At 45.5% G+C, this 13,064-nt stretch carries 10 protein-coding genes; 1 reads left to right on the top strand and 9 read right to left on the bottom strand.

Features of this window, described 5'->3' with window-relative positions; translation table 11 throughout:
• Positions 1-28: 28 nt before the first annotated feature.
• Complete coding sequence (gene pfaD / locus AC3CH3_RS04540; protein ID WP_488537819.1) at positions 29-1,666, top strand: eicosapentaenoate synthase subunit PfaD; 1,638 nt, start codon at positions 29-31, stop codon at positions 1,664-1,666.
• Positions 1,667-1,774: 108 nt separating this feature from the next.
• On the opposite strand, the gene hflX is transcribed toward pfaD, so the two are convergent.
• From hflX to AC3CH3_RS04495, 9 genes are all read right to left on the bottom strand, one after another.
• Complete coding sequence (hflX, locus tag AC3CH3_RS04535; protein ID WP_017056924.1) at positions 1,775-3,142, bottom strand: GTPase HflX; 1,368 nt, start codon at positions 3,140-3,142, stop codon at positions 1,775-1,777.
• 279 nt (positions 3,143-3,421) lie between these two features.
• Entirely contained in the window at positions 3,422-4,534 is a 1,113-nt protein-coding gene (locus AC3CH3_RS04530; protein WP_488537818.1) for an ABC transporter ATP-binding protein, read from the bottom strand.
• Positions 4,535-4,540: 6 nt separating this feature from the next.
• Entirely contained in the window at positions 4,541-5,398 is an 858-nt protein-coding gene (locus AC3CH3_RS04525) for a carbohydrate ABC transporter permease (RefSeq protein WP_048613124.1), read from the bottom strand.
• A complete protein-coding gene (locus AC3CH3_RS04520) occupies positions 5,395-6,333 on the bottom strand; it encodes a carbohydrate ABC transporter permease (RefSeq protein ID WP_488537817.1) in 939 nt (312 codons plus the stop codon). Before AC3CH3_RS04520 ends, AC3CH3_RS04525 begins: the two co-directional genes overlap by 4 nt.
• 180 nt (positions 6,334-6,513) lie before the next feature.
• Complete coding sequence (locus AC3CH3_RS04515) at positions 6,514-7,761, bottom strand: ABC transporter substrate-binding protein (RefSeq protein WP_488537816.1); 1,248 nt, start codon at positions 7,759-7,761, stop codon at positions 6,514-6,516.
• A 111-nt stretch (positions 7,762-7,872) separates the two neighbouring features.
• A complete protein-coding gene (locus AC3CH3_RS04510; RefSeq protein ID WP_488537815.1) occupies positions 7,873-9,318 on the bottom strand; it encodes an ATP-binding protein in 1,446 nt (481 codons plus the stop codon).
• Positions 9,319-9,363: 45 nt separating this feature from the next.
• Positions 9,364-10,092: a response regulator gene (locus AC3CH3_RS04505; RefSeq protein ID WP_488537814.1), complete on the bottom strand. Its 729-nt coding sequence runs from the start codon at positions 10,090-10,092 to the stop codon at positions 9,364-9,366.
• A gap of 157 nt (positions 10,093-10,249) precedes the next feature.
• Positions 10,250-11,707 (bottom strand): protein adenylyltransferase SelO, encoded by a 1,458-nt coding sequence (locus tag AC3CH3_RS04500; protein ID WP_019824820.1) that lies wholly within the window; start codon positions 11,705-11,707, stop codon positions 10,250-10,252.
• A 555-nt stretch (positions 11,708-12,262) separates the two neighbouring features.
• Positions 12,263-12,904: a LysE family translocator gene (locus AC3CH3_RS04495; protein ID WP_488537813.1), complete on the bottom strand. Its 642-nt coding sequence runs from the start codon at positions 12,902-12,904 to the stop codon at positions 12,263-12,265.
• Positions 12,905-13,064: the final 160 nt, after the last annotated feature.

Here is a 13,064-nt window from a genome sequence, read left to right as displayed (position 1 = left end):
GAGACAGAGAATTAGGAAAGAATTTAGTATGACAACTCAAACTACAATCAATAACGAAAAGCTATCTCCGTGGCCTTGGCAGATCGAAGAGAACACAACGCGTTTCGATAACACAGCAATGTCGACAATCTTGAAAGATTTAAGCCTTGCTTGTTACGTAGTGAACCACCCAGAAAAAGGCCTAGGCGTAAGCCAACAAGCTGAGATTGCATCAGGCGATTCAGCAAGCTCTGCGAACAGCCAACCTGTTAGCGCATTTGCTCCCGCTCTTGGTACACAAAGCCTAGGCGACGAAGACTTTCGTCGCTGCCACGGCGTAAAATACGCTTACTACGCAGGAGCAATGGCAAACGGCATTTCATCTGAAGAGTTAGTGATTGCGCTTGGTCAGGCTGGCATTCTTTGTTCATTTGGCGCGGCGGGTTTAATCCCGTCTCGTGTTGAGCAAGCGATTAACCGCATTCAAGCTGCACTGCCAAACGGTCCTTACGCGTTTAACCTGATTCACAGCCCAAGCGAACCCGCACTAGAGCGCGGCAGTGTTGAGCTGTTTTTGAAACATAAAGTAAAAACGGTTGAGGCTTCTGCCTTCTTAGGTCTAACACCGCAAATCGTTCACTATCGTGCCGCTGGCCTTAGCCGCGATGCACAAGGTGAGATTCAGATTGGCAACAAGGTTATTGCTAAGGTAAGCCGTACTGAAGTCGCAAGTAAGTTCATGCAGCCTGCTCCTGTGAAAATGCTGCAAGCTTTGGTTGATGAAGGCCGAATCACAACAGAACAGATGGAACTGGCACAGCTTGTTCCTATGGCTGATGACATTACAGCAGAGGCCGATTCAGGTGGTCACACCGATAATCGTCCACTGGTTACCTTACTACCAACGATTCTGGCACTAAAAGAACAGATCCAAGCTCAGTACCAATTCAAAACTCCGCTACGTGTCGGTTGTGGTGGTGGCGTAGGTACGCCTGACGCTGCTCTAGCGACGTTTAACATGGGCGCAGCTTACATTGTTACCGGTTCAATCAACCAAGCATGTGTCGAGGCTGGCGCGAGCGAACACACACGTAAGCTGCTTTCGACAACTGAAATGGCTGACGTGACTATGGCTCCAGCGGCAGACATGTTCGAAATGGGCGTAAAACTGCAAGTGGTTAAGCGTGGCACCTTGTTCCCAATGCGTGCCAACAAACTGTATGAGCTATATACACGTTATGACTCGATTGAAGCGATTCCAGTAGAAGAGCGCCTGAAGCTTGAGAAGCAAGTCTTCCGTTCAACACTGGATGATATTTGGGCAGGGACTGTGGCGCACTTTAACGAGCGTGACCCTAAACAGATCGAACGTGCTGAAGGCAATCCTAAACGTAAAATGGCTTTGATTTTCCGTTGGTACTTAGGGCTTTCTAGCCGCTGGTCAAACACAGGTGAACAAGGTCGTGAAATGGATTACCAAGTATGGGCTGGCCCTGCACTTGGCGCATTCAACGCATGGGCGAAAGACAGCTACCTAGATGATTACCAGCAGCGTAATGCAGTCGACCTAGCAAAACACCTAATGCACGGTGCGGCTTACTTAGCACGTGTTAACCTGCTGACTTCGCAAGGTATCAAGCTTGATCCAGAGCTAGCACGTTGGAAGCCGATACAAAGAATGGCGTAAGTAACTCATGAGTTAGCTAAACTTAGATTAGCTAGGCTCAAGCAATAAAAAAAGCGACCACTTAGGTCGCTTTTTCTTTGGACGTTCTTATCTAAACTAGATAGACGATCAAGATTTCTGCATACGCTTTTTCAGTCGAGCTAAGTCAATTTCACTAGAGCGAACGGTCAACTTAATACACTCATAGTCATACTCTTCTTTCACCACACTCATGTTTGAGCGAATCTCACCAATGATGCCTTGGCCAGAATAAGGAATCGTGATCTCTTCTTCGATCATGCCTTCTTCAGCAACACCCACAATGTACTTGTGCAGTTTCGTGATATCCAGAGGATCACGAGTTGACGTTAGCATCGCATCTGGGAATTCTTCGATCAGCTCTAATTGCTGCTCTTCAGTCAATCTATCGCACTTATTCAGCACTAATAGTTTTTCGCTGCCTTCAACGCCCACTTGTGCCAATACGTCATGTACCACATCAAGTTGTGCGCGGAATGAAACGTCAGACGCATCAACGACATAAAGCAGCAATGAAGCATCATGCGCTTCTGCTAGTGTTGAGTGGAACGAAGCAACAAGATCGTGTGGCAGTTTCTTGATGAAACCCACTGTATCTGAAACAAGGATACGCGGTTGAGTGATTGGCTGAAGCGCACGAACCGTGGTGTCTAACGTTGCGAACAGTTTATCTTCACCCACCACTTCGGTTGCGGTCATTGCACGCATCATCGAAGATTTACCGGCATTGGTGTAGCCAACTAAAGCAACAGTGAAAAGCTCCGCGCGCCTTGTGCGTCGGGTCTTCATTTCATCTTGTACGCTTACTAGCTCACGCTTAAGCGCAGCAATTTGGTCACGTACGTTACGACGGTCTAACTCTAGCGAAGTTTCACCAGCGCCCTGACCCATTTGACGCTCTTTATCACCCTCAGCCGTTTCACGAAGTCGCGGCACTAAGTAGTTTAGACGAGCGATATCAACTTGCAGACGAGCAGTACGAGTACGAGCGTGACGGCTGAAGATTTCGATGATGATGCCAGTACGGTCAAATACTTCCACACCCAAACTCGCCTCAACAGTGCGCAGTTGAGATGGGCTTAAATCACAGTCAAAGACCACAACATCAGCGGCACCGTATTGGAAATTGCCCGTTGGAAGATCATCAAAATCTAGCTCGTCGATTTCTGAATCAAATAGACCTGATTCATCAAGGAAGTCTTCATCTTCTGCTTCTTCAATCGAACCTTGGTAACCGGTTAGATGAGCAATTTCCGCAAGCTTACCAGCACCCAACACGTTTTGTCGTTGAGCTGAACTGTGGTGCTGCGATTGAGTACCAACCACTTTAAACCCTAGGGTTGTTACTAAGCGAGCAAGTTCGGCAAGAGACTCTTTTGCTTCGTCACCTTTGAAGTCCGGTGTCGTAATAGAAATAAGTAAAGCGTTACTAGCTGAGGGTTTTGCTGTTAGTTTCATGTATTCTTCTGTTTATGCACCAAAGTGCAACCTAGTATTTGGTCTAAAGTTAAGTCGATCCTACGCTGTTCTACGTCAGCTTTATAGGGCTAAGAGATACTAAATCGCGATATTATTGCTGTTAAAGCATTTAACTTGGTTATCCCTCTGTTTTTGTGAGGAATAAAAAGCGGCTAAAACAACGAAAAAGGCAGCATCACCTTACTTATTACTCGTTGGTGATACTGCCTTTGGTTTTGACATGAACTTTGATTGTTAAACTAACTCAGCAACTAGAAATTAGAAATCGATTCTCGCTTCGGTTTGAGCATCGAAGAATACGGCTTTGGATAGGTCAAAATGCAGCGATGCCATTTGCCCAACTGATACCTCAAATTCCGGTGACAATCGACACGCAACTTCTTGGTCATTCACTTTGACCATAGTGATAGTATCTGGCCCTGTCGGTTCCAATACCTCCAGCTGTAAGTCTAGCTTTGTGGAGGCAGAAACATCATCACCTTCCTGTTCGGTAATGTGTTCTGGACGCAGCCCAATCACTAACTCCTTGCCATCTTGGTCACGCATACTTTGTGGCAAACGAATATGGTGTTCTTGATCTGCGGTACCGACCACTTTAATAATCGGATTCTGTTCCTCATCCAAGTCCACCATGGTTTTAATGAAGTTCATTGACGGTGAACCCATAAAGCCAGCCACGAACATATTGTTAGGTTTGGTGTAGATCTCTTGCGGTGTGCCGAGCTGCTGTAGCTCACCATCTTTCATTACTGCAATGCGATCAGCCAGTGTCATTGCCTCGATCTGATCATGGGTTACATAAACGATCGTGGTATTGAGCTTCTGGTGCAGGCGTTTTATCTGATGACGCATCTCAACACGCAGCTTGGCATCCAAGTTAGAAAGCGGTTCATCAAATAGGTAAAGCTTAGGACGACGAGCAAGAGCGCGTCCCATCGCGACACGTTGACGCTGACCACCAGAAAGCTGCGATGGCTTACGATCCAGCAACTGTTCGATTTGCAGCATTTCAGCCACTCGATTTACTTCTGCATCGATCTCATCCTGAGGCATCTTACGAATCTTCAAACCGAAAGCGATATTGCCGCGTACCGTCATGTTTGGATAAAGCGCGTAAGACTGAAATACCATCGCGATATCGCGATCTTTAGGTTCAACCTGCGCAACGTCTATACCATCAATCACTATCTCACCCGAGCTAATATTTTCGAGCCCAGCAATGGTGTTCATTAGGGTGGACTTCCCACACCCCGAAGGGCCGACAAGTATCAAAAATTCCCCCGAATCGATACTGATGTCGATGCCCTTTAACGTTTCGTTGTCCGCGTTGCGATAGGTTTTACGGATCTGTTTTAAATCTAATGTTGCCATGAGTAATTATCCTTTCACTGATCCTGCCGTTAGGCCACGAACAAAATATTTTCCTGCGAAGACATACACCAACAGCGTTGGCAGTGCGGCGATGATCGCGGCAGCCATGTCGACGTTGTATTCTTTAACGCCCGTACTGGTGTTGACTAAGTTGTTTAATGCCACTGTGATCGGCTGAGTTTCTGAGCCGGAGTAGACCACTCCGAACAAGAAATCATTCCAGATTGCGGTGAACTGCCAGATCACCGTCACCATGATGATCGGCGTTGAGATCGGTAATAAGATCTTGAAGAAGATGGTAAAGAAGCCAGCACCATCGAGCTTTGCCGCCTTGATCAATTCATCAGGAATCGAGATATAGAAGTTACGGAAAAACAGTGTGGTAAATGCCATGCCGTAGATAACGTGCACAATCACCAAGCCAATCGTAGTGTTCGCTAAACCCATCTTGCCAAGCATGGTTGCCATTGGCAGTAGTACCACTTGGAACGGAATGAAGCAGCCAAAAAGCAACAAACTAAAGAACAGGTTTGAACCTCTAAATTGCCATTTCGTCACCACATAACCATTGAATGCCCCAAGCAATGTTGAAATCGCAACCGCAGGAATCACCATTTGGAATGAGTTCCAGAAGTAGCCTTTGATGCCTTCACATTTCACGCCCGTACAAGCGGTGTCCCACGCTTTATACCAAGCATCGAACACCCACTCTTTCGGCAAGCTCATCAAGTTACCCGCCTTGATATCAGGCAGAGTTTTGAATGAGGTCAGCACCATCACGAACAATGGCATTAGATACACTAAACAGAAGAAAAGCAGTGCTGAATAGATAAAGATTCGTGCAAAATTGATGTTATTCATCATGACTTTTTCTCCCTAAGTTCAGAGTAAAGATAAGGCACGAGAATCGCTAAGATACCGGCAAGCATCATCATGGCACTGGCGGCACCAAGGCCGATTTGTCCACGAGTAAAGGAGTGTGCATACATGAATAGCGCAGGAAGATCCGATGAATAGCCCGGGCCACCCGCTGTCATTGCGGTCACAAGGTCGAAGCTCTTAATCGCAATGTGTGACGTGATGATCACCGCGCTGAAAACCACTGAGCGTAAGCAAGGCAGAATGATTTTGAGATAGATAGTAGGTAAGCTTGCCCCATCAATTTGCGCCGCTTTTATGATTGATGAATCAATACCGCGTAGCCCTGCTAAGAACATTGCCATCACAAACCCTGAAGACTGCCAAAGTGCCGCGATAACCAAGGTATACACCGACATTTCAGAGTCGACTAGCCAATCAAATTTGAAGTCAGTAAATCCCCAATCTTGCATCAGCTTTTCAATGCCAAGACCCGGATTAAGAATCCATTTCCACGCCGTACCCGTCACAATGAATGACAGCGCCATTGGGTAGAGATAGATGGTACGAATCGCCCCTTCTTGACGGATATTCTGGTCAAGCAATACCGCTAAACCAACACCAAGTAAGATGGCAATCGCCATAAATAGAAAACCAAACACACCGAGGTTGGTGATTGAGGTGATCCAGCGATCGTTATCCATCAGCTTTTCATATTGGGTTAAACCAACGAAGTTAAAGCTCGGCAGAAATCGAGAGTTGGTGAAAGACAACGCTGCCGTCCAAAAAATGTAGCCGTAGATACACACTACGGTCACTAACGCGGTGGGCGCCAGTACTATTTTAGGTAACCAATGTTGCAACCTGTCAGCAAAACTCGGTTTCGGTGCAGGCTGGCTCCTTGTGGGTTTTGGAGTCGACTCAGTCAAAACATGCTCCATAACTTATCCTTGTTGCACAATCGAGCCAATGGCTTACCTTTCGGCACCACATCAGCATCACGCATATCAGAATTGGGAGTAAAGAGTAGATAGGCTCCCTACGAGCCTACCCACCCTGGGGGTTTGTAAAGCAACACAACCCGTCACTCACGTGCGTTGTATGTTGCTTATCAAGTTAGATTAGATAGCGGCTTTCACTGCTTTAGCTAACTTGGCAGCGGCTTGTTTAGGATCGGCATCTTTCTCGTTGAAGAAGTTGGTCACCACGTCATAGATAGCGCCTTGAGCGTAGCTTGTTGTCGCTAGGCCGTGAGCCATACTCGGAACAAGATCGCCCGATTCAGCACTCGCTTTGAAGGTAGCCATTGAATCCAATGCACATTGGTCAAACTTAGACATGTCCATATCTAGACGTACAGGGATAGAACCTTTATTCAGATTGAAGACTTCTTGGAAATCTATGGTAAGAATGGTTTTCGCTAGGTCTTGCTGCGCTTTTTGGTTCTCTTTGTCACTTAACTCAAAGAACGCAAAGCTATCGATATTGAAAGTGAATTGACCGTCAGTACCTGGAGCTGGTGCACAGATGTAATCTTTACCCGGCACTTTGCCTGCTGCAGTAAATTCGCCTTTAGCCCAGTCACCCATGATTTGCATCGCGGCTTCACCATTGATAACCATTGACGTTGCTACGTTCCAATCACGACCTGGAGAGTTGCTGTCGATGTAGTCACGCATCTTTTTGAACGTGGTGAACACTTTCACCATTTTGTCGCCAGATAACACGTCCATATCCAGATCAACAAACGCTTTGTTGTAGTCTTCACTGCCTAGCACATCAAGTGCCACTGCTTCGAAGACTGTCGCGTCTTGCCAAGGTTGACCACCGTGAGCCAGTGGAATGAAGCCAGCCGCTTTAATCTTGTCTGCGGCAACAAAGAACTCATCTAATGTCGTTGGAACCGTCACACCTGATTTTTCTAAAACAACAGGGTTCGCCCAAAGCCAGTTAACACGGTGAACGTTGACAGGAACTGCGACATATTCGCCATCCCACTTCATCACTTTAGTGACAACTTCTGGCAGTAGCTCATCCCATTTTTCTTGTTTCGCCGTTGCATCGAGAGACGTTAGAAAACCTAAACCACCCCACTCTTGAATATCATGACCTTTGATCTGCGCGGCAGATGGAGGATTGCCCGACACTGCTCGAGTTTTCAAAACAGTCATCGCACTTTCACCGCCGCCACCAGCAACAGCGAAATCTTTCCAAGTATGACCTTGTTCTTCAATCATCTCTTTCAGTACCGCTGCGGATTTCGCCTCGCCACCGGCAGTCCACCAGTGAAGTACTTCCACTTCACCAGCTTGAGAAAATGTTGAGGCAGCAAGAAGAGATAGAGTAAGTAGGGTTTTATTGATTTTCATTATTATCTTCCATGTTTTAGCGGACTCGACGTCCGGTTCAATAAAGAGTCTACTTATTTTGATTTTTAGGATTGAAACAAAAGGTAAGTCCTATGTAACATAATTGTTACGTTACACTTCTAGGCCTGTTGGGATATAGACTTTGGCTTCTAAGCCACCTTGAGATGAGTTGTGAATAATGAGATCTCCGCCGTGTCCATGCAGGATATTTCGGCAGATCCCGAGGCCAAGACCATGTCCTTGATCATCCGTTGCTAACCTAAAGTAAGGTTCAAAAACCAGCTCGAGCTTATCTTCTGGAATGCCATTTCCGCTGTCTTGAATGGTCACGACCACCCAAAGATCATCACCGCTGATTTCAACAACTGCTGAGGAACCATACTTAACCGCGTTGTCGATTAGGTTGGTCAGTACACGCTTTATCGCCAGTGGCTTCGCGACCAATGGCTCAATGACGACCGGCTCGAATTCAACCTTCGTTTGGTACTGGTTATGAGATTCAATCACAGCAAGCACCATTTCATTGAGGTCAATAATGGTATTGTTCTCGTGTAAGTCAGTATCTCTTACGGCCTGAAGAGCACCTTTAACCATCATCTCAAGCTCATCGAGATCTTTGTTGAATTTGTCTTTCTTTACTTCACTCTCCAACAACTCTGCACGCAATCTAAGCCGTGTTATTGGTGTCTTTAAGTCATGGGAGATTGCCGAGAAAAGGTGCTCACGGTCGGCAACATAGCGACGAATTCGTTGCTGCATGCGATTGAAGGCTCGGGTCGCCGTCACCAGCTCCGTTGCCCCTTCTTCATTAAGTGGTGGCTGCTGAATATCCATACTCATCTCATTGGCCGCTCTTGCTAATTTTTTAAGAGGGCGTACTTGGCGACGAATCATCAAGTAAGTTAAAACCAGCAAAATAAGCGTTGAGGAAACCAAGAAAATCACCTGTTCTCTACCAAGAATCGTATCGTCGAGTTTGACGTAGGGCGCTGGTAACAACGCGGCGATATACACCCATTCATGACTGGCTAGTTCTATCTGAACAACCAGAATAGGAGGATTAAGAGGCTCTAAGGTTAATGTGTGATGTGCCCACGATCGCGGGAGATCGCTCAAGTAGATGTCATTTTTAAGCAAACGAAGATGTTCAGGGCGAGAGAAATCAACACGAACTGATTCCACTTTATTGAGCTTGCTACTCAAAACACTTTCTATCGCTTCAATCGAGGCGGTTTTTAAACGGGTATCAGGGATCGGTTCGACAATCAAAGCCTCTTTATTGAAAGAAACAAAGAAGCGCGTACCGCCCATATTGCGGATCTGATCTAATACGATATGACGATATTTGACGGGTAGAGACTGAAAGAAAGTCACCGTCGAGGCAAACATGTTCGCCATGCTTTCGGAGGCAGAACGAATCCCTTCCAACTCTTTGTGTTTGGATTCGCTATACCAAATAGACGTTGCGATCCCCTGAGCTATCACCACGGCTAACAAGGTCAGCAACAAGGTTCTTGCTACCAAGGAGTTTGGCTTTAACCGGCTCAGCCAGTTCATAGGAAATACTTCATTGGCAAGGTGTTCATTAACAGCACTTAATTATCAGTGTTCATACTGAACAGGCACAGCGAGAATATAGCCATTGCCGCGCATAGTTTTGATGTAATGAGGATATTTACCGCTGTCGCCCAATCGGCTTCTCAGGCGACTAAGCTGCACGTCAATGCCACGTTCAAAAGGCAGCGCTTCTCGGCCTCTGGTTGCGAAAGAGATAGTATCTCGGTCGAGAACTTCGTTAGGACGAGTTAATAACAGCATTAATAAAGAAAAGTCACTGCCCGACAAGTCCATCTCTTCTGCGTTTTCATTATGGGAGATCCGATGCGCTAGGGTATCAAGCGTCCAATCACCAAAAATAATCTGCTTTGGTAGTGCATCACTCGGCTTGTCATCCACCACTTGAACACGTCTTAATAACGCTTTGATTCGAGCCATTAACTGACGAGGGCTAAAAGGCTTGGCGATGTAGTCATCGGCACCAATTTCTAAGCCGATGATCTGGTCGGTTTCATCCGAGACTGCAGTCAGCATGATGATAGGCACATTCGATTGCTTACGTACTCGTTGGCACAAGGTAAAACCATCATCACCGGGTAGCATCACATCAAGCAGAATCAGATCGGGATAACCTTGGTTTTGCAGGTGGGTCTCTAGTTCAACACCGTCTCCCACAGAAGACACATCGAAACCAGATTTTGTTAGGTACTCTTCCAGCAGCTCGCGGATTTCTTGATCATCATCCACCACGAGAATTCGAGTATTTGTTGGCATCGCCCAAACCTATTAAATTTACAACTTATTCACATAGTGTATAGGCTGGCCGATTATTTGATTATTGACATGTTTGTAAAGTTAGAAGAACGAACAGATAAAGATCACATCTTAGTGACCTCTACCTGTACTTAGCGACTCAAAGAATCATCGAAGGTTAAGAGGAACAGCTGATTTCCATCGCTTTACCCCACTCAGGAGGCAACGCAGCAAGGTGTTCGTAGTCAGGGTGTTCTGCGTATGGGTCAGCCAGTACCACCATTAATGCTTCAATATCACTGCTATCACCGCGTTCCGCTTTATCTATCGCAAGCTGAGCTAGGTAGTTTCTAAGGATGTATTTAGGGTTTACTTGTCTCATCTTTTCGCAGCGCTCTGCCACTGAGCTCTCTTCCAGTTCACAGCGTTGTAAGTAGTTATCTAGCCACAGTTTTGCTGCATCTCGGTCGAGAACCAAATCAATCACTTTTTGCGCAGGCAAAGTGTCTAGGTTCGACAACGTTCGAAAAAACCTTGGGTAGTCGACTTTGCTTTGTGACATCAGCTCGAACATAGATTCGAACAAACGACTGTCGCCTTCTTGTTTCGAAAGCAGCCCCAATTTACGACGCATCATCTGACTGAAATAACCGTTCATTTGCGGTTCGTACTGCTCTAAAGCGGCCTCTAAGTCGGCCTTATCCACCAGCGGAGAAAGTGAGTGAGCCAGTGCAGATAGATTCCATAATCCAATTCTAGGCTGTTGATTAAAGGCATAACGACCTTGGTAATCCGAATGGTTACAGATCAAACGAGGGTCATATTCATCAAGAAACGCGAACGGACCATAATCGAAAGTTTGCCCAATGATCGACATGTTATCGGTGTTCATCACACCATGAGCAAAACCATTGGCTTGCCACAACGCGACCATTTCCGCAGTGCGATCGACAATCTCATTAAACATGGCAGCGTAGGGCTTCTCTTCATCGAGGCATTCTGGGAAGTGCCATTCAATCACTTTATCAGCCAGTAATTTATGTTCTGCCAACTGATTGGTATAAAACAGATGTTCAAAGTGACCAAATCGAATGTGAGATTCTGCAGCACGCACCAATAATGCGCCCCACTCTTGTTTCTCACGATAAACTGGCGTGTCACTGGTCATCATGGCTAATGCACGTGTGGTTGGGATATTGAGCCCAGCCATCGCTTCGCTACATAAGTACTCACGAACCGTTGATCGAATAACAGCGCGTCCATCACCCATACGAGAATAAGGCGTTTTACCTGCACCTTTGAGGTGTAAATCGAACGTTTCACCACTTTTTGCGACAACTTGAGCTAATAACAGCCCTCTTCCATCACCTAAATCCGGGTTATAAGAACCAAACTGGTGGCCTGCGTATTTCATTGCTACAGGCGAAAACTGCTCAGGTTCAACATTGCCAGATAACGTTTCAAGCAATTCCTCGGAAGCATCATCAAATGACGGAAAGCCGAGTTCATCCGCAAGCTTATGGTTCCATGCGAGCCATTGAACATTATTTAGCGGTGTAGGTTGAATTGGGGTATAGAACAGTCGAGGTAATGCAGTAAATCGATTGTTAAATGAAATAGAATCCCAGACAGACATGAGAGATACACTGTAGATAAAAGATAACTTAAGATTATCACAGTTTCGTAACAACTTCAGAAGTGCAATGATGCTTGTTTATAGAGATAAGGTGACAAACCAGTCCACTGAAAGCAGGTGGTGACTTAAGGCAAGAAGTGACAACGAGAAAGTGGCAACTAGGAGAAGCTTGCTAGAAGAAGATGACTAAGAAAAAATTAAGTGGCTAGCCTGATGAGAAAAGCCACATTTATAAGAGAAAGAGTTCTGACTTTGAAGACTTTTTAACAAGTGATTTCATAATAAAAACTAAAAATATAGAGCCATGAAGCTGACTACATTAGAGCAAGAATACCCACTAGAGAAAGGGTAGAGAAAATCCAAGTACGACTGATTACGCCAAAGTTACTGTGTTGAATCATTTCTTGATGCTGCATATGTCTCTCCTTGAGAACGTGATGGTGTAACTACAATATATCGGCTTTTCGCCAAAAGCAGCAAGCACATTAATATTAACATTTTATGACAGCATCAAGAATATTCTGTAATCATTCACCTCTCTGATAAAACAGAAAGTTATGCTCGACTGGTCGTCGAAAGCAGTGCACCAGCCCCAATAAAGACACCTCCAGTGACACGATTAAAGACCTTAGCTCGACCTTTCGCAAACAACCAATTTGACGACTTCGCGCCCAAGTAGGCGTACACCAGTAACCAAGAAAATTCCATGACTGCGAAGGTCAAAGCAAACACGGTAAACTGTGGTAAGAGCGCAATTGAGGGATCAATAAACTGTGGGAAAAGTGCGGTAAAAAACAGGATAGCTTTGGGGTTACTCGCGCCAACAATAAAGCCACTTAGGTAATGCTGCGCAGCACTTTCTTTGACAGATCGAGAGCCGCCTTGTTGATCCGGTAACTTGTCATAATCTTGTTGGCTAGACCGCAGAGATTTCCAGCCGAGGAAGATAAGGTAAGCCGCACCTGTCCATTTTATGACATTAAATACCACTTCAGACGAAGCAATAATTACCCCTAGCCCGGTAAACGATAAGGTTAAAATGCCAGTAATCGCAGTTAAGCTCCCCAACGCGGTAAACATCGATAATTTAAAGCCAGATTGCACACCTTTGGTCATGCACAATAGAGAACTTGGGCCAGGTGATGCCGTTAAGATCAGCACCGCTAATAAATAATAAATCCATGTATCAAAGCTCATCGTGAATCCTCCTTAACTCACTAAAACGACTAAATATTAAACACCAATATGTAATAAGCCCTCATATTAATCAACTAAATATTGCGCTGAACTTCTTCGATATAAATGCAAAAATCTTTAATCTAGGCAATAAAAAACGCCATGCATTGCTGCATGACGT

The sequence above is a fragment of the Vibrio sp. QJM3NY_35 genome (genome assembly GCF_057785915.1).
Note: the sequence above shows the minus strand (reverse complement) of the source record. Positions and strands in the feature narration are given on the sequence as shown.

Coding starts and splice junctions, on each gene's coding strand:
- pfaD (WP_488537819.1), top strand. CDS start 29: ATGACAACTCAAACTACAATCAATAACGAAAAGCTATCTCCGTGGCCT.
- hflX (WP_017056924.1), bottom strand. CDS start 3,142: ATGAAACTAACAGCAAAACCCTCAGCTAGTAACGCTTTACTTATTTCT.
- AC3CH3_RS04530 (WP_488537818.1), bottom strand. CDS start 4,534: ATGGCAACATTAGATTTAAAACAGATCCGTAAAACCTATCGCAACGCG.
- AC3CH3_RS04525 (WP_048613124.1), bottom strand. CDS start 5,398: ATGATGAATAACATCAATTTTGCACGAATCTTTATCTATTCAGCACTG.
- AC3CH3_RS04520 (WP_488537817.1), bottom strand. CDS start 6,333: ATGGAGCATGTTTTGACTGAGTCGACTCCAAAACCCACAAGGAGCCAG.
- AC3CH3_RS04515 (WP_488537816.1), bottom strand. CDS start 7,761: ATGAAAATCAATAAAACCCTACTTACTCTATCTCTTCTTGCTGCCTCA.
- AC3CH3_RS04510 (WP_488537815.1), bottom strand. CDS start 9,318: ATGAACTGGCTGAGCCGGTTAAAGCCAAACTCCTTGGTAGCAAGAACC.
- AC3CH3_RS04505 (WP_488537814.1), bottom strand. CDS start 10,092: ATGCCAACAAATACTCGAATTCTCGTGGTGGATGATGATCAAGAAATC.
- AC3CH3_RS04500 (WP_019824820.1), bottom strand. CDS start 11,707: ATGTCTGTCTGGGATTCTATTTCATTTAACAATCGATTTACTGCATTA.
- AC3CH3_RS04495 (WP_488537813.1), bottom strand. CDS start 12,904: ATGAGCTTTGATACATGGATTTATTATTTATTAGCGGTGCTGATCTTA.